13 protein-coding genes and 1 pseudogene are annotated in these 15803 nt (G+C 69.8%); 5 read left to right on the forward strand and 9 right to left on the reverse strand.

Annotation, left to right across the window (positions count from 1 at the left end; all coding sequences use genetic code 11):
- The first annotated feature begins 157 nt into the window (after positions 1-157).
- A complete protein-coding gene (locus AC1C2T_RS08590; RefSeq protein ID WP_495384984.1) occupies positions 158-1597 on the forward strand; it encodes a lipase maturation factor family protein in 1440 nt (479 codons plus the stop codon).
- Positions 1598-1783: 186 nt separating this feature from the next.
- Positions 1784-2926, forward strand: a complete 1143-nt coding sequence (locus AC1C2T_RS08595; RefSeq protein WP_495362148.1) for an AI-2E family transporter — start codon at positions 1784-1786, stop codon at positions 2924-2926.
- 42 nt (positions 2927-2968) lie between these two features.
- On the opposite strand, the gene AC1C2T_RS08600 is transcribed toward AC1C2T_RS08595, so the two are convergent.
- The 3 genes from AC1C2T_RS08600 to AC1C2T_RS08610 all read right to left on the reverse strand — a co-directional run bounded on the left by AC1C2T_RS08600 (position 2969) and on the right by AC1C2T_RS08610 (position 7234).
- Entirely contained in the window at positions 2969-4510 is a 1542-nt protein-coding gene (locus AC1C2T_RS08600; protein ID WP_495384985.1) for a peroxidase family protein, read from the reverse strand.
- Positions 4511-4662: 152 nt separating this feature from the next.
- On the reverse strand, positions 4663-5994 hold the full coding sequence (locus AC1C2T_RS08605) for a GNAT family N-acetyltransferase (protein ID WP_495362150.1): 1332 nt from the start codon (positions 5992-5994) through the stop codon (positions 4663-4665).
- A 58-nt stretch (positions 5995-6052) separates the two neighbouring features.
- Positions 6053-7234 carry an FAD-dependent monooxygenase gene (locus tag AC1C2T_RS08610; protein WP_495384986.1) on the reverse strand — a complete coding sequence of 394 codons (1182 nt, stop codon included), beginning with the start codon at positions 7232-7234 and terminating at the stop codon, positions 6053-6055.
- 90 nt (positions 7235-7324) lie between these two features.
- Here AC1C2T_RS08610 and AC1C2T_RS08615 point away from each other — a divergent pair, with 90 nt between their 5' ends.
- The gene (locus AC1C2T_RS08615; protein WP_495384987.1) at positions 7325-8065 is read left to right on the forward strand and encodes a TetR/AcrR family transcriptional regulator; all 741 of its coding nucleotides are present in this window, start codon (positions 7325-7327) and stop codon (positions 8063-8065) included.
- Here the strand turns inward: AC1C2T_RS08615 and AC1C2T_RS08620 are convergent.
- Positions 8055-8546, reverse strand: a pseudogene (locus AC1C2T_RS08620) (sugar phosphate isomerase/epimerase family protein); the annotation flags it as partial. The gene AC1C2T_RS08615 and the pseudogene AC1C2T_RS08620 overlap by 11 nt on opposite strands.
- Positions 8547-9148: 602 nt before the next feature.
- Positions 9149-10201, reverse strand: coding sequence for a LacI family DNA-binding transcriptional regulator (locus AC1C2T_RS08625; protein ID WP_495362153.1), 1053 nt, complete (start codon positions 10199-10201; stop codon positions 9149-9151).
- Positions 10202-10410: 209 nt separating this feature from the next.
- Between AC1C2T_RS08625 and AC1C2T_RS08630 the strand changes: the two genes are divergently transcribed.
- Both AC1C2T_RS08630 and AC1C2T_RS08635 read left to right on the forward strand, forming a co-directional pair.
- Positions 10411-10785, forward strand: a complete 375-nt coding sequence (locus tag AC1C2T_RS08630) for a Gfo/Idh/MocA family oxidoreductase (protein WP_495384988.1) — start codon at positions 10411-10413, stop codon at positions 10783-10785.
- Positions 10786-10788: 3 nt separating this feature from the next.
- On the forward strand, positions 10789-10917 hold the full coding sequence (locus AC1C2T_RS08635; RefSeq protein ID WP_495384989.1) for a hypothetical protein: 129 nt from the start codon (positions 10789-10791) through the stop codon (positions 10915-10917).
- Positions 10918-11092: 175 nt separating this feature from the next.
- On the opposite strand, the gene AC1C2T_RS08640 is transcribed toward AC1C2T_RS08635, so the two are convergent.
- From AC1C2T_RS08640 to AC1C2T_RS08655, 4 genes are read right to left on the reverse strand one after another with little or no spacing between them, the layout of a single operon-like run.
- On the reverse strand, positions 11093-12568 hold the full coding sequence (locus tag AC1C2T_RS08640) for an aldehyde dehydrogenase (NADP(+)) (RefSeq protein ID WP_495384990.1): 1476 nt from the start codon (positions 12566-12568) through the stop codon (positions 11093-11095).
- Positions 12565-13875, reverse strand: coding sequence for a mandelate racemase/muconate lactonizing enzyme family protein (locus AC1C2T_RS08645; protein ID WP_495384991.1), 1311 nt, complete (start codon positions 13873-13875; stop codon positions 12565-12567). Before AC1C2T_RS08645 ends, AC1C2T_RS08640 begins: the two co-directional genes overlap by 4 nt.
- A 5-nt stretch (positions 13876-13880) precedes the next feature.
- The gene (locus AC1C2T_RS08650) at positions 13881-14822 is read right to left on the reverse strand and encodes a 5-dehydro-4-deoxyglucarate dehydratase (protein WP_495384992.1); all 942 of its coding nucleotides are present in this window, start codon (positions 14820-14822) and stop codon (positions 13881-13883) included.
- On the reverse strand, positions 14819-15769 hold the full coding sequence (locus AC1C2T_RS08655) for an NAD-dependent epimerase/dehydratase family protein (RefSeq protein ID WP_495384993.1): 951 nt from the start codon (positions 15767-15769) through the stop codon (positions 14819-14821). Before AC1C2T_RS08655 ends, AC1C2T_RS08650 begins: the two co-directional genes overlap by 4 nt.
- Positions 15770-15803 lie beyond the last annotated feature (34 nt).

Raw genomic sequence — 15803 nt, forward strand, 5'->3', positions numbered from 1 at the left:
CTTCCACGGTGGGCGGGTTTCGACGGGCTCAACCCGCAGCTGTGGAACTTCCACGGTGGGCGGGTTTCGACGAGCTCAACCCGCAGCTGTGGAACTTCCACGGTGGGCGGGTTTCGACGGGCTCAACCAACAGGGGCGACGGGCGTAGCGTGAGGGTGTGGACTGGCTCGACTGGTTCGACGCGCACGACTACGAGATCGCGCGCCAAGTGTTGCAGCGCGGCGTCGGCGCGCTCGCGTTCGTCGCGTTCCTGTCGACGCTGAACCAGTTCCGGCCGCTCCTCGGCGAGCACGGACTGCTGCCGGTGCCCGAGCTGCTCCGCCTCGCGCCGCGCTTGCGCGGACCGAGTCTCTTCCGCTGGGGCTACACCGATCGGCGGCTCGTGGTGCTCGCCGTCGCCGGGCTCGTGCTCGCGGCATCCGTCGTGGTCGGGCTTCCACAGCTCGGCCCGCCGTGGCTGCCGATGCTCGTCTTCCTCGCGCTCTGGATCGGGTACCTCTCGATCGTGAACGTCGGCCAGACCTTCTACGGCTTCGGGTGGGAGATGCTGCTCTGCGAAGCGCTCTTCACGGTCGCATTCCTCGGCTCGAACGAGACGCCGCCGCCCGTCACGATCATCGTCGCCGTGTGGTGGCTCGTGTTCCGGCTCGAATTCGGTGCCGGCATGATCAAGATCCGCGGCGGCCGTGAGTGGCGCGACCTCACGGCGCTCATGTACCACCACGAGACGCAGCCGATGCCGAATCCGCTGAGTCGCCAGGCGCACCTGCTGCCGCGCTGGTTCCACAAGAGCGAGGTGCTCGGCAACCACTTCGCGCAGCTCGTCGTGCCGTTCCTGCTGTTCGTGCCGGGGCCCGTGGGCTCGACGGCCGCGGCGATCGTCATCCTCACTCAGCTCTGGCTCATCGTCACCGGCAATTTCGCGTGGCTCAACTGGATCACGGTCGTGCTCGCGGCATCCGCCATCACCGACTCGGCCTGGCACTGGCTGATCCCGGCGATTCCGGTCGAACTCGGTACGGATGCCGCGGCGACGCCGCTCTGGTGGGCGATCGTGGTGCTCGCGGCATCCGCCCTGCTCGTCGTGCTGAGCTTCTGGCCGATCAAGAACCTCTTCTCGCGCCGTCAGCTCATGAACGCGTCGTTCAACCGCTGGATGCTCGTGAACGCCTACGGCGCCTTCGGCACTGTGACGAAGCGGCGCATCGAGATCGTCATCGAGGGCACGCTGGCCGACGCGCCCGATGACGACGCCGACTGGCGCGAATACGGCTTCAAGGGCAAACCCGGGGCGCTGCGCGCCGTGCCGCGGCAGTGGGCGCCGTACCATCTGCGCCTCGACTGGCTCATGTGGTTCCTGCCGCTCGGGCGGATGTGGGAGCCCTGGTTCGAGGTGTTCCTGCTTCGCCTGCTCGAAGCGGATGCCTCGACGCTCGCGCTGCTCGCGCATGACCCGTTCGCGGGGTCGGCGCCCCGCTGGGTGCGCGCCCGGGCCCACCACTATCGTTTCGCGACACGTGCGGAATTTCGGGCGACGGGGGACCGCTGGGTGCGCACGCTGCAGGGCGAGGTGGTGCCGCCGTCGGGGCTCGGCTGAGTCGGTCGCCGCGGCTCCTCCGAGTTGTGTAGGACACGAGGCGGTATGTAGGACGTTCGCGCGCAGGAACGTCCTACATACCGACTGATGTCCTACATTCGAGCCGTTGCCGGGGGTGCACTATCGGATCGAACTCGCCGAGTCAACCACGTGCTCGCTGGGCAGCTTGCCGCTACCGTCGGACTCATGCGGATCCGAACGAAGCGAGTGGCGCCGGAACCAGCGCCGGAGACAGCGCCTGCCGCGGCGCAGATCACGAGCGACGCAGGCTCCCGAGGGCCCGAGTTGAGGATCCGAGCATTCCGCATCGGCTTCATCGGCGCGCTCGGCGTGCTGCTCGCACTCCTCCTCGGCAGCATCCTCGGTCAGCTCGGCACGGTCATCCTCTACGTGGCGCTCGCGCTCTTCCTCGCGCTCGGCCTCGATCCCATCGTGAGCTGGCTGCAACGGCGAGGCATGCCGCGGTGGGTCGCGATCGTCATCGTGTTCGTCGGGGTGATCGGCATCTTCGTCGGACTCATCGCGACGATCGTGCCGATCGTCGTCCAACAGACCACGAACATCGTGAACAACTGGGACGACATCCTCAAGAACGTGCAGAACAGCGACTTCGTGGCCTGGCTGAACACCCTCGGCGGCAGCGAGCACGCCATCCAGGACGCGATCGAGTCCGCGGGCAAGTGGCTCGCCGACCCCGCGAACCTGGGCTCGCTCGGCGGCGGCATCCTCGCCGTCGGTGCCGGCATCGCCGGCGGGTTCACGGGCGCGACGATCGTGCTCATCCTCACCCTGTACTTCCTCGCCTCCCTCGACTCGATGAAGCGGTACGCGGCGCGATTCGTGCCCGCGAGTTCGCGAAGCGGTTTCCGCGACGTGTCGGAGGAGATCACCAGCTCGGTCGGTCGCTACGTCATCGGCCAGGTCACCCTCGGTGCGATCAACGGCGTGCTGAGCCTCATCTACCTCTCCATCATCGGGGCGCCGGCGCCGATCCTGCTCGCGTTCATCGCGTTCCTCTTCTCGCTCGTGCCCCTCATCGGTACACTCAGCGGCGCGGTCATCATCTCCCTGGTGTCATTCGCGGCGTCGCCCGCGACCGCGCTCGCCGCGGCCATCTACTACCTGATCTACATGCAGGTCGAGGCCTACGTGCTGAGCCCGCGCATCATGAACCGCGCCGTCGCGGTGCCCGGCGCACTCGTCGTGATCGCGGCCGTCGCGGGCGGCACGCTCGGCGGCGTACTCGGCGCGCTCGTCGCGATCCCCGTCGCGGCGTCGCTCATCATCATCGTGCAGAAGGTCGTCTTCCCCCGCCAAGACAACATGTAGCCCCGGCACCGTTCGCCGAGTCGGATGATTCGGCCCAGTTCTTCAGGCGAACAGGGCGTCGATGTCGTCTCCGGTGATCGGCACGCCCGCGGCCTTCAGCAGGTCGGTGATCTCCCATTTCTCGGGGTCGAGCGAGATCTTCTCGAACAGCGCGGTGCCGCCGGACTGCTCCTTCGCGGGCGTCCAATGCGGGTCGCGGTTGAGGTACGAGAACGCGTCGCCGCGCAGCAGCCCCGAGAACACCGCGGCGACGATCGTCGAACCGACGGCGCCGAGGTGCTCGCCGTCGGCCTGCTCGGCTGCCTCCTTGAGGATGTAGACCCAGAGCGACTCCTCCAGCGGGTCGAGGCCCTCGAGCGGGCGGATGTGCAGCGCGTGCGCGACCTCCGTCGCGGGGGGCAGGCCCATGCGCCATCCGCGCCGGATGTTGAGTTCGGCCAGCGGATTCGGCGTCGGTCCGCCCGGGATCGTGAAGACCGCCTTGCTGAGGTGGGTGTCGATCTTGTGCGCCAGCTGCGGGAACGGACCGCCCGAGGACGGGAACCTGAAGTACCAGTCCCACTGCAGCGAGTGCCGGTCGGGTAGCGGTGAGCCTCCGCGCAGGTCGGACGGCCCCGGCACGGGCTGGATCGGCTGGATGACACCCGGCGTCGAGAAGATCGGCTTGCCGAACGGTGCACCGATGCCGCCCTGGATCGGGAAGTTCAACTGGTACTCGGCTCGGATCATGGAGTGCCCGAAGCGGTAGGCCGCCGTGGAGAACTCGACGGGCATGAACGGGTTCTCGCTCCAGTCGTAGACGTCCTTGAGGCCGTAGGTCACGGTGTAGAAGGGCCCATCGCCGTCCCCGGCATCCTCGTCGAAGGCGATCGCCTTCGAGAACACCGACGGTGCGACGATCCTCGAGACGAAGTCGTTCCACACGAGGTACTGGTAGAACCACACGGTGATGCGCTGCGCCTCGAGGAACAACTCGTGGCCCGATCGAAGCCCCGCATCCGGGGCATCCGCGAGCTTCTGCAGCGTGCTGTTGTGCGCGAGTACGAACGCGAGCTGCAGCTGACCGACGATGCGGTTCTCGTCGTTGCGGGGATCGCCGATGAGGGCGACCCCGTCGGCATTGCGCTGCAGATCCGGCTCCTTCGGGGACTCGCCCGTTCCGACCTTGAGGAACCCGTGGTAGCCGTCATGCAGCGAACGGGCGCGGTCGTACAGGTACGGCTGGTCGTCGGGCCCGCGGCCGTAGAGGCTGTCGAGGTCGAACCGCGGCGAGCGGAAGTTCTGCAGCCCGTCGGGGTCGTTGTGCTTGGTCAGGCTCGACTGCGGATCGAAGGTGATGTCGTGATCGATGAACTGCCCGAAGTAGGTGTACCCGACGGGGGTGGCGCTCTCGGGCAGCGGGTCGTCGGTGAACATCTGGTCGACCGCGAAGGTGCTGATCGCGAGCGACTTCTCGGCCTCAGTAGCGCCCGGTGGCGACCACGTGGTGAATCCGCGACCGAAGAGGCGACCGAAGCGCCCTTCGTGGCTTCTCGAGTGGGGGACGTTCAATGGCACGATGGAGTGCGCGTTCGCATGTTGCATGGCTTTGGCCCTTCAGACACGTCGCAAACGCACGGATGTACCGGCGGTTCGATCGCCGGAGTCGGGGCTTCCATCTCGTCGCAGTCACGGCTGTTGACGAGCGCGACGCTACGCGCTGAACTGAGGATTCCTCATCAGGGTTGCCCCTGAGATCAGAACCAGATGCTGAGATGCGGGGTTCGCTGCGACGCGAACATACGGTCGGCGAGGTCGATCGATCGAGGAACGAGCTCGACGATGCGTCCGGCCCGCGCCAGCACCGACGGGTGCACCCCGCCGAGGTAGATCGCGCCGAGCTCGCGGGCCCCGAGGCGGATGCTGCGAACGCCCCGAGCGGATGCCGCGGCATCCGTCGTCTCGATCGCGGTCACCTCGGCCTTGCCGCCGTCGTCGACGACGAGATCGAATCGTCCGCCCGCGATGCCGACCGGATCGTCGACTTCGATGATCAGGCGCCCGGGCGTGCTGTATCGGCGCTTGGAGAGCGCAGCGACCGGATCGATCATGCGCAGCCACAAGTGGTCGACGACGTCGGAGACGGTCACAGCACGAGGATCTTCGAGCAGCCACGGCAGCGGCTCGTCGACCGAACGCAGCAAGCCGCGCGTGCCTGACACGTAGTCTTGCTCGACGAGGAATCGCCACAGAGCCCGCTCGGCGTCATCGGTGGCCGCGGCGAGGAAATCGAACTCCGCGACACCCGGCTCGTTCGGCTCGCGGGTGATCTGGAAGACGGCGAAACCCTGCGGCTGGCCGCGCTCGTCGTCGTAGCGCACAGCTCGCCGCGAACGCGAACGCTCGCCCTCGGGGTCGTGGAGTCCGAGCACGCGGTCGAGGAGTCCCGGCCAGCGATCGATCTCGCCGGGCGTGCGCGCGACGGAGCGCCTGGCGAGCGCCGGTGCGATCTCGCGCAGAGAGGTCGCATCGACGAACTGCACGCGGCCCGGGGCATCCGGCCCGATCCAGTGCGCCCGACGGCGATCGACGAACACCGTCGCCGCACGCGCGGCCGGAGCGTAGCCGAACCGGCCGTAGATCGTGGCCTCGGTCGCCGTGAGCATCGCGAGTGCGGCGCCCGCCGAGCGTGCGTTCGCGAGCTCCGCGAGCATGAGCGCCCGGGCGATGCCGCGTCGCCGATGCGTCGGTGAGACGGTAACCGAACTCACGGCCCACGCGTCGACGCTGCGGCCGCCGGGCACGCTGAGGCCCGTGGGCCAGCTCGAGACGGTGGCGACCGGCACCGCCGGATCGGCGATCGTCGGGTCGTAGACACCGTGCACGCGACGGTCGGCGAGCATCCCGAGGTCGAAGTCGAGGTCGATCTGACGCGGACGCGCGTGGTGGAAGCCGCGGAAGTCGGCCTGCACCCACGCCGAGGTGGCGGCGACGTCGGTCGTATCGACGAGTCGGTACGCGAGGCCCTTCGCAGCGAGCGTGGCCAACGCCGCGGAATCGGCGGGGAAGCCCTGCAGGTCGAACGACATCAATCCATCGTAGTCGGGGGCTCGGCCGCCTGTGCGGGACGTGGTGGCCCGCCGGCCGTCACCGCATCCGGTAGTCGGGAATGCTGTCGTCCGTCGCGAACGTGTCGGTCATCCACATCATCGAGCGGTACATCAGGGGGTTCGCGAACGTCCAGTCGCGCATCCGGATGCGCCACGACGACGATGGTGCGAGGAAGGGGCCGGCGTTGCCGGAGCGGGCGATCTTCGTGGGCTTGCGCATGCGGCGGTCGTACGCTGCGAACGCCGCCTCATGGTCGCCGCCGGCGGCGATCAGCTCGCCGGCGAGGATGTACGCGCCGATGAGTGCGAGCCCCGTGCCGAACCCGCCGAGGGTGTTCGCATAGCCGGCGTCGCCGACGAGCGCGGCACGACTCCGGGTGAACGACGTCATGCGCGTGCGCGCAAGACCGTCGAGGTAGAAATCGGATGCCCCTCTGCTCGCCGCGAGCGCGGCGGGCACCCGCCATCCGACTCCCGCGAAGGCGGACTCGAGGAAGGCGCGCTGCGATGCGGTGTCGCGCCGGTCGTAGTCGGCGTGTTCGGCTCGGAAGACGAACAGGTTCGGCGCCTTCTGGCCTCCGAGGAGCGCCAGTCGGTCGGGCTCGTTGTAGCCGTAGGCGATGCCGCGCCCGCTGGCGAGCCGCGTCTCGAGGTCGCCGAGCGGCGCTTCTCCGCTCGTGATCGCGTAGTAGTACCCGTGCGACTCGACGAACTGCTCCTCGGGCCCGAATGCCAGGCGTCGCACCGCGGAGTGCACGCCGTCGGCCCCGATGACGAGGTCGAATCGTTCGCTCGGCCGGCGCGCGAAGGCGACGTCGATGCCGGCAACCGTCTCGGCCATCGCGGTGATCTCGTCGTCGAACACGTACTCGGCGTCGGCGGCGGAGAGTCGATGCAGGATGCCGGCGAGGTCACCGCGCGGAATCTCGACGTCGCCGCCGATGAACTCGCCTGGTACGACGGCGTTCACGTGGTCGTTCGCGTCGACCATGCGCCAATCGGTCTTCGCGGTCTGCGCCGCGTACACGTCATCGAGGATTCCCATGCGAACCAGGAGCTCGCGATGGGTGCGTCCCTTGAAGTCGACGGCCTGGCCTCCGGGGCGCACCGCATGGGCCTTCTCGACGACCGTCACGTCGAAGCCGTTGCGGCCGAGCCACCGCGCCAATGCGGGGCCGGCGAGGCTTGCCCCGGAGATGAGGATCTTCGTGGCTGCCATGAGTGTTTCCTTCCGTTCAGTAATTGCGTCTTATGGACACAATAACAGAATCGCATACGATGGACGCAAATAGCGTTCGAGGAGGACCCGATGACCGAGCGTGAGCAGATCACGGCGTCAGCAGCCGGAACCGCAGCCATCTTCTGGGCCGAGCCGCCGCGGTCGATGCAGCGGCGGCCGGGGCCCAAGCCGAAGTACACCCTCGACGGCATCGCCGAGGCCGCGATCGACATCGCCGACGACGCCGGGCTCGACGAGGTCACGATGCAGCGCGTCGCCGATCGACTCGGAACGACGAAGATGGCGCTCTACCGCTACGTTCCCGGTCGCGCCGAGCTCGACGCGGTCATGCTCGACACAGCCTTCGGCGTGCCCGCCGCGACCGAGGGGGCGGATTGGCGCGTTGCGTTGACGGCGTGGGCCGGAGGCATCCACACGCGTACGCTCGCCCACCCCTGGGCCGTCGAACTCGTGCAGCGACCGCACACGCCCGGCCCGGGCGAACTCGCCTGGTTCGAGGTGGGCCTCGCCGCGATGGAGGGTCTTCCGCTGCACGGCGGCGAGAAGCTCGACGTGCTCACCCTGCTCGTCGGGCACGTGATGTCGATCGTTCGGCAAGGTGCACGATCCTCGACGCCCGAGGGCGATCTCGCGGCGGCCCTCGCCGAGATCCTCGCCGCTCGCGCCGACACGTATCCGCAGACCGCAGGCGCCTTCGCGGAGGCCGCGCACGACGGGGCACGTGACGAAGCGCTGCGATTCGGCGTCGAGCGCGTGCTCGCGGGGGTCGCCGCGCTGATCGCCGAGCGCGCGGGCAGCGTCAGGCGGTGACGGATGCCGCGAGGTGCGGCACGATCGCGGCGTTGAACGCCGATGCGGAGCGGGCGGCGACCTCGGGCCACGGGGCATCCCAGATCGCCTGTTTGAAGATCTCGACCTCGATGTCGCCGGTGTACCCGGTCGCCTCGACCGCCGCGGTGAGCAGAGCGAAGTCGATGACGCCGTCGCCCGGGTAGTGACGCCCGAGCAGCACGTCGGCGGGCAGAGGGCGTCTTCCAGTCGCAGACCTGATACGTGGCGATGCGCCGCTCGGCGCCGGCGCGGGCGAGCTGCGGGAGCACCTCGGGATCCCACCAGACGTGGAAGGTGTCGACCGTCACGCCCACGACCGAGGGGTCGAAGGGGCGGCGAGGTCGAGCGCCTGCTGCAGCGTCGACACGACGGCGCGGTCGGAGGCGTACATCGGATGCAGCGGCTCGATCGCCAGCATGACACCGGCCGCCTGCGCGTTGGGGGAGAGCTCGGCGAGGGCTCTCGGCGGTGGGCTTCTCGGTGTAGATCGCCTTGCCTCGGGGGTGGGCGGGGTCTGCTGGGCCTGCGGGGAGATCTGCGCTGCCACGGTGGTGTGTCCTGTTCGAGCCGGGAGCGGGTGGCGGAGGCCGCCGCGTCGCTGCGGAAAGCGCTTACCCACGTGTAAATGAGTGGGACGCCATTTCGCAACACTTTCGTGGCTCGTGGCTCGTGGTTCGTGGTTCGTGGTTCGTGGTTCGTGGTTCGTGGTTCGTGGTTCGTGGTTCGTGGTTCGTGGTTCGTGGTTCGTGGTTCGTGGTTCGTGGTTCGTGGTTCGTGGTTCGTGGTTCGTGGTTGGTGATTCGTGGCTCGCCGTGCGTCGCCCGCGTCGAAAGGGCGGTTGGTGTCGCTCTGGCGTGATCATTGCAGCACCAGCTGCCCTTTCGGTCGCGTTGACGACGCGCCGGGATGCCTCGAGTCCGGCTGACCCCGAGGCCTGCGCTGCCCGAGACTCCGCCAGCCGCAGCGCATTCGAGACCATTCGTGTCGCACCGGACCGCGGACATCCGCGTCCCCGTGCAACACGAGTGGTCTCGAGGTGAGTGAAGCGTGCGGGTGGCGCGGTCAGCGCGAGCGGACCGGAGTCGAATCGCGAAGCACGACCTCGGTCGGCACTGGCTGCTCGTCGGTGTCGGACGATTCGCCGAGCGCGAGGCGCAACGCCCGCCGGCCGACCTCTTCGAGCGGGATGCGCACCGTGCTGAGCGGCGGCGTGACGTCGCGCACCGTCGGAATGTCGTCGAAGCCGGCGACCGCGAGGTCGCGCCCCGGCACGAGTCCGGCGTCACGGATCGCCGACATCGCGCCGACCGCCATGACGTCGTTGACGGCGAAGACGAGTTCGGTGTCGCCGAGGCCGCGCTCGATGAGGGTGCGCATGCCGTCGTATCCGCCGTCACGTGTGAAGGCGGGGCGCACGATGAGCGACGGGGCGATGGCGAGACCGGATGCCGCGAGGCCGGCCAGGAACCCGGTGAGCCGGTCGTCAGCCGTGCGCAGGCCCTCTGCGCCGGTGATCGCGGCGAAGTTTCGGTATCCGGCATCGACGAGGGCGCGGGCGAGTGCTTCGCCGCCCGCGGTGTTGTCGAGACTCAGCGTGCTGAACGGCAGGTCATTCGTGCTGATGAACGCGACGCGTCCGCCGTTGGCCTCGAAAGCGCGCAGCTCCTCGGCGAGCGCTGCCGACGTCGGGTCGTCGTCGCGGCGCGAAGCGGCGAGGATCATGACCCGGGGTCGCTGCCCCCTGAGGCTGCGAACGAGCTCGAGCTCGCGTTCGGGGTCACGCTCGGTCGCGGCCATCGTGACGATCAGGCCCGCTTGATCGGCCTCGCGCACCACACCCGCCGCGATCTGCGAGAAGTATGGGTCGGCGATGTCGGCGACGAGTAGGGCCACGGTCGTCGACGTGCCGCGAGCGACCGCCTGGGCCGAGAGGTTCGGGGAGTAGTCGAGCTTCGCGGCGGCGGCGAGCACGCGCTGGCGGTACTCCTCGTTGACCTTGCGGGTGCTGCCGTTGAGCGAGCGCGATGCCGTGGCGAGTGAGACGCCGGCCTCGCGTGCGACGTCGTGCAAGGTCGCCGGCGCTCGCCGGCTCGTGGTCATGCCGCCGTCGGTCATGGGTCCTCCCGAAATGTCCGCCCCTCGGGCGGCTCGACTCTATCGCGCAGCATGACGCGCGAGCGGGAGGGTTTGGCCGCATGGTGCGGAGCTGGTAGAAAATGACGCGTCTACGAGATAGCGCTTTCCCACGCGAGCTGGCTTGTAAGTCTGTTTCGATCCGCATCGCCGAGGAAGCGCTTTCTCACCCAACCCGAGTCGAGCGAGCGATGGCACAGGAACGATACGGACTCATCGGCACCGGCAGCCGGGCCGGCATGTACGTCGGAGCCCTCACCGGCACGGTGCTCGGCGCCGAGCACGTGCCCGAGGTCGCCGAGCTCGTCGCATGGAGCGATTCGAACCCGGGCCGACTCGACGTCTACGAGCGCGAGGTCGTGGCGGCGGGGCATCCGACGCCGAAGCGGTATGCGCCCGACGACCTCGAGCGGATGATCCGCGACGAACGCATCGACCGGGTCATCGTGACCACCCCCGACCTCACGCACGCCGACTACGTGGTGCGGTCGCTGAGGGCCGGCGCCGACGTCGTCGTCGAGAAGCTGCTGACGCGTACCTGCTGCAACACGTCTTCGAGCGAGTGACGGATGACGCTCCTCGGTCGGGTCGCCGGCTACGCCGATGGGGTGAGGGCCGTCTCGGTCGGTATCGCCGGCAACCTCTCGCTCGTGACGGGCCAGCCGGTGCTCATCGCCGACCTCGAGCTGGGGGTGTAGGCGAGCGGCGTTGGCGCTGGTCGGTAGCGAGCGCAGCGAGCGTATCGAGACCTCGTGCGGGGTCTCGATACGCGTCCTACTTCGTCGGGCGCTACTCGACCGGCGGTGTTCGTCGGGCGCTACTCGACCGGCGTTGCACGTCGGGCGCTACGAGGCTGGCGTTGCGCGTCGGGCGCTACGAGGCCTGCGGCCCGAGCGTGAGCACGCCGTCGACGCGGCGCGGGATGCCGAGCGGATTCGACTCGCGCAGCTCGGGCGGCAGCGCCGCCTCGGGGGCGTCCTGGTAGGCGACGGGGCGCAGGAAGCGGCGAAGTGCGGTCATTCCGACCGAGGTGTGGATCGACGTCGTCGACGGCCACGGCCCACCGTGCTGCTGTGCCCAGCTCACGGCGACACCGGTCGGCCAGCCAGCGAAGAGCACGCGGCCGGCGATCTCGGTGAGCACGGCGAGGATGTCACCGAGTTCCTCGCCGGGTTCGGCGTGCACGGTCGCAGTGAGGCTGCCGCCGACAGCGCGGATCGCCGCGAGGGCGTCGGTGACGTCGCGGTACTCGACGATGAGCGTCGTCGGGCCGAAGCACTCCGAGAGCAGTGCCGCGGGGTCGGCGAGCACAGCGTCGGTCGTGGTCGCGAGCACGACGGCCGAACCCGTGCCCGGCTGCTGCGCCGGGTTGCCAGCGACGACCGAAACGTCGGGGCGGGCGGCGAGCTCGCCGAGCCCGTTGGCGTAGGCAGCGGCGATGCCGTCGGTGAGCATCGGCTGCGCGGCATCCGTCGGCACGAGGCGGCCGACCCGCTCGGCGAATCCGGAGCCGGCGGGCACGAAGACGACGCCCGGGTTCGTGCAGAACTGTCCGGCACCGAGGGTGAAGGATGCCGCGAGGCCCGTCGCGAGTTCGTCGGCCCGTGCCGCGATCGCGGCCGCCGTGATGAGCACTGGGTTCACGGCGCTGAGTTCGCCGTAGAAGGGGATCGGGTCGAGCCGCCCTGACGCGAGGTCGAAGAGCACCCGGCCGCCGTGCAGTGATCCGGTGAAGCCCACGGCCCGCACCGCCGGGTGCTGCACGAGGGCAATGCCGGTCTCGCGTCCTTCGACGAGGGCGAAGACGCCGTCGGGTGCGCCGGCCGCGGCGAGCGCGTCGGCCACGACCTCGGCGGTGCGGCGCGAGAGGCGCGGATGGGCCGAGTGACCCTTCACGATGACGGGGCAACCTGCGGCGAGGGCCGAGGCGGTGTCGCCGCCGGCGACCGAGAACGCGAAGGGGAAGTTCGAGGCGCTGAACACGGCGATCGGACCGAGCGGGCGCAGCAGGCGACGCAGGTCGGGTCGCGGCGGCGTGGTCGTGGCGCTCGGGTGGTCGATCGTCGCCTCGAGGTAGGAGCCCTCGACGATCGCCTCGGCGAAGAGTCTCAGCTGCGCGGTCGTGCGGGCGAGTTCGCCGGTGAGGCGGGGGAGACCGAGGTGCGACTCGTCGTCGGCGACCGCGATGAGTTCGGCGCCGTTCGCATCGAGTGCGTCGGCCACGGCGGTGAGCCAGATGGCGCGTTCGGCTGCGGTCGAGGCCACGGTCGCCGAGAACGCCCGTCGTGCCGCGTCGGCAACTGTGTCGAGCCCGGTGGCGGTAGCGGTGGCGATGGCGGTGCCGGTCATGAATCCTCCATGGGGTGAGTGGATGCCGCGGCATCCGCTCGGTCGTCGGTGAAGCGGATGCCGAGCCCGAGCCCGCCCGTCGTGCGCACGCGGTCGCCCTCGATCACGATCGGGGCGGGGTCCGCGAGGGCGTCGAGTTCGGCGAAGGACGCGTCTTCGACGGCCTCGACGAGGTGCTCGCCCGGAAGTGCCAGCGCGAGCTGCGACGAGAGCTCGAGCAGCAGGTGCGGTGCGAGTTCGACGCCGCGATCGCGAGCGAGTTCGGCAATGGCGAGGAAGGGGGTGATGCCGCCGACTCGCACGATGTTCGGCTGCACGAGGTCGACGGCGCCGGCGTCGATGAACTCGGCGAAGCGGTAGCGGGTGTAGAGGTTCTCGCCGAGTGCGATCGGTACGTCGACGCGCGGACGGAGAGCGACGTGGCCGGCGAGGTCGTCGGCGCGCAGGGGTTCCTCGATCCACGTGAGGTCGAAGGCCGCGAGCTCGCCGATCGCACGTTCGGCGGCGTCGAGGCTCCAGCGCTGATTGGCGTCGATCATGAGCCGCCGATCGGAGCCGATGACCTCGCGCACCGCGGCGATGCGCCGCACGTCGTCGGCGAGGTCTGGGCTGCCGACCTTGACCTTCACGGCGTCGAATCCCGCAGCGACCCAGCGCTCGGCCTGCGCGACGAGTTCGTCGAGGGAGTAGTGCAGGTTCACGCCGCTGCCGTAGACCTCGGCGGTCTCGTGGCGGCGCCCGAGGTGATCGGTGATGCCGGCGCCGGCGCGGCGGGCGGCGAGATCCCACAGGGCGAGGTCGAGCCCCGCCATCGCGATCGTCGTGATGCCGCCGCCACCGCCCTCGTGAAGGTGCGCCCAGAGCGGCTGCCACAGGGCCTCGGCGTCAGCGGCCCGGCCCACGGCGAATGCCGCGATGTCATGGTCGAGGTGGGCCTGAACTGCGGCGGCGGCGATCGACGGGGTCCACGAGAAGCCATGGCCGAGGTCGCCTGCGGAGTCTTCGACGACGACCTCGATGACGAAGAGGTCGCGCACGTCGGGCCCCCATGGGCGCCCGAGCGGCACCCGGATGCGCCGGGTCGCGATGCGCCGGATCGTCGTTGTGCAGGCCGGCCCTGCCGCCCCGTCCGGGTGCGCGGCTCCAGTCGCCCGAGCTGCGGCCGTGCCAGCGTTTCCAGCCGTGCCGGCCGGCCCTGCCGCACCGTCTTCCCTGCCGGCCGGCCCTGCCGCGCCGTCTTCCCTGCCGGTGCGGGCGGCATCGGCGATGCCTGTCGCGCGGTTCGCCGCGGCATCCGTCGCCGTCATGTCACTCACCGCACCGCGGCCGGGCTCAGGCGTCCGGCCAGCGCGAGACCGGAATCGAGGAGCGTGGACAGTCGCGCCTCCTGCGCAGGCGTGGGATCGACGAGCGGCGGCCTCACCGAGCCCACCGCGAGGCCGCGCAGTCGCAACCCGGCCTTCACGAGCGACACCCCGAAGCCGGGCGTCTCGTCACGCAGGCGCACGAGCGGGGCGTAGAACTCGCGCAGGAGCAGGAGCCGCGTCTCCTCATCGCCGTCGGTGTACGCGCGGTAGTGCAGCGCGGCGACTTCGGGGATCATCGCGAACGCCGCAGAGGAGTAGAGCGGGATGCCGATGCCGCGGTAGGCGCCCTGGCTCAGCTCGGCGGTGAGGAGCCCGTTGAAGAACGCCAGCTCGCGGCCGGTCGCCTCGGTGGCGAGCACGATCTCTTGGGCGAGGCCGATGTCGCCGGTGCCGTCTTTGAAGCCGACGACCTTCGGATTCGCGGCGAGCCGGGTGATCGCGTCTGCCGTGTAGTGAGCGGTGCCGCGGTGGTAGACGATGACGGGCAGCTCGGATGCCGCGGCGACGGCTTCGACCCAGGCGATGAGCCCGTCGGTGGTGCCCGAGACGAGGTAGGGCGGCAGGAGGAGCAGGCCGTCGGCGCCGGCTGCGGCAGCGCCGTGGGCGAGTTCGATCGCATGTCCGAGCGGACCGCCGGCGCCGGCGATCACCGGCACCCGGCCGGCGACCGCGGTGACGGTCGTGCGCACGACCTCGATCGCCTCGCTCGCCGCGAGGGCGTGGAACTCGCCGGTGCCGCACGCAGGGAAGATTCCGCCCGGCCCGAAGGACAGCCGGCTCGTCACGTGTTCGGCGAGCATGCCGTGGTCGACGGTGCCGTCGGCCGAGAAGGGGGTGACGGGGAAGAACAGCACTCCGTCGAAGACGGGCGCGGGTACGGCGGTCATGAAACCCTCGGTTCGGTGAACGGTGTGTGCGGTGCGGCAGGATGTGCCGCAACGGCGGGTGCGGGTGCTGGTACTGCGTCGAGTTCGCTGCGCCAGTCGTGCTCGGGCCGCCAGCCGAGCAGCGCCGCGGCCTTGTCGATCGCGAACACCGGGCTCGTGCCGGTCAGTCGGTCGGCCGCTTCGCCGAGGCCGGGGGCGAACTCGCGCCAGAGTTCGGCGACCGGGGTGCGCGCGAGTGCGTCGGCGGCGCCGACGAAGAACCCTTCTCCGTCGACGACCTCGGCGGGCGCGGCGAGCCAGGCGTCGACGAAGGATGCCGCGTCGCGGGCGTCGAGGTAGTTGAAGAGGCTCACCGCTGCGAGTGCGGGGTCATCGAGCCGTTCGACCATGGTGTGGCCCTGCTGGGTGGGCGCACCGGCCCACTCTTCGGGGGAGACGATGTAACAGGGGCGGAAGAAGCCGTACGCGCCGGCGGCGGTTCGCGAGAACATGCGCACGGCCTCTTCGATGACGAGCTTGGAGAGGGCGTAGGCGTTCGCGGGCGCGACCGGGTGCGTCTCGTCGATCGGCACCGCAGACGCCCGCCACGCCGGTGAGCTGTAGCCGATCAGCGTGGGACTGCTCGCGGCGAGCACGCGCCCCACCCCGGTTTGCGCGGCCGCGGCGAGCACGGCGTGCGCCAGCGCCGTGTTGGTCAGCAGTATCTCGGGCTCGGGTGCACTGAACGGCACCGCGATGCCGGCGAGATGCACGAGGGCGTCGGGATGCACCTCGTCGATGAGCGCGAGCGCGGCGGCGCCGTCGAGGAGGTCGACCTCGCGCTCGTCGATGCCCGCCAGGCCAGCCGGTGAGCGGTCGGCGCCGACGACGGTGTGACCGGATGCCGCGAGGCCCGCGCAGAGCGTGCGGCCGAGCCTGCCCGATGATCCGGTGACGAGGATCCGCATCCGTGCTCCTGACGTTTCGAGAAACCGCTTTCTC

This window comes from Agromyces sp. Y558 (assembly GCF_059445415.1).

Bases quoted from the DNA above. Each gene is read 5' to 3' on its own strand.
- AC1C2T_RS08605 (WP_495362150.1), bottom strand. From the start codon at position 5,994: ATGTCGTTCGACCTGCAGGGCTTCCCCGCCGATTCCGCGGCGTTGGCC.
- AC1C2T_RS08650 (WP_495384992.1), bottom strand. From the start codon at position 14,822: ATGACCGCCGTACCCGCGCCCGTCTTCGACGGAGTGCTGTTCTTCCCC.
- AC1C2T_RS08655 (WP_495384993.1), bottom strand. From the start codon at position 15,769: ATGCGGATCCTCGTCACCGGATCATCGGGCAGGCTCGGCCGCACGCTC.
- AC1C2T_RS08610 (WP_495384986.1), bottom strand. From the start codon at position 7,234: ATGGCAGCCACGAAGATCCTCATCTCCGGGGCAAGCCTCGCCGGCCCC.
- AC1C2T_RS08640 (WP_495384990.1), bottom strand. From the start codon at position 12,568: ATGACCGGCACCGCCATCGCCACCGCTACCGCCACCGGGCTCGACACA.
- AC1C2T_RS08600 (WP_495384985.1), bottom strand. From the start codon at position 4,510: ATGCAACATGCGAACGCGCACTCCATCGTGCCATTGAACGTCCCCCAC.
- AC1C2T_RS08615 (WP_495384987.1), top strand. From the start codon at position 7,325: ATGACCGAGCGTGAGCAGATCACGGCGTCAGCAGCCGGAACCGCAGCC.
- AC1C2T_RS08595 (WP_495362148.1), top strand. From the start codon at position 1,784: ATGCGGATCCGAACGAAGCGAGTGGCGCCGGAACCAGCGCCGGAGACA.
- AC1C2T_RS08645 (WP_495384991.1), bottom strand. From the start codon at position 13,875: ATGACGGCGACGGATGCCGCGGCGAACCGCGCGACAGGCATCGCCGAT.
- AC1C2T_RS08635 (WP_495384989.1), top strand. From the start codon at position 10,789: ATGACGCTCCTCGGTCGGGTCGCCGGCTACGCCGATGGGGTGAGGGCC.
- AC1C2T_RS08625 (WP_495362153.1), bottom strand. From the start codon at position 10,201: ATGACCGACGGCGGCATGACCACGAGCCGGCGAGCGCCGGCGACCTTG.
- AC1C2T_RS08630 (WP_495384988.1), top strand. From the start codon at position 10,411: ATGGCACAGGAACGATACGGACTCATCGGCACCGGCAGCCGGGCCGGC.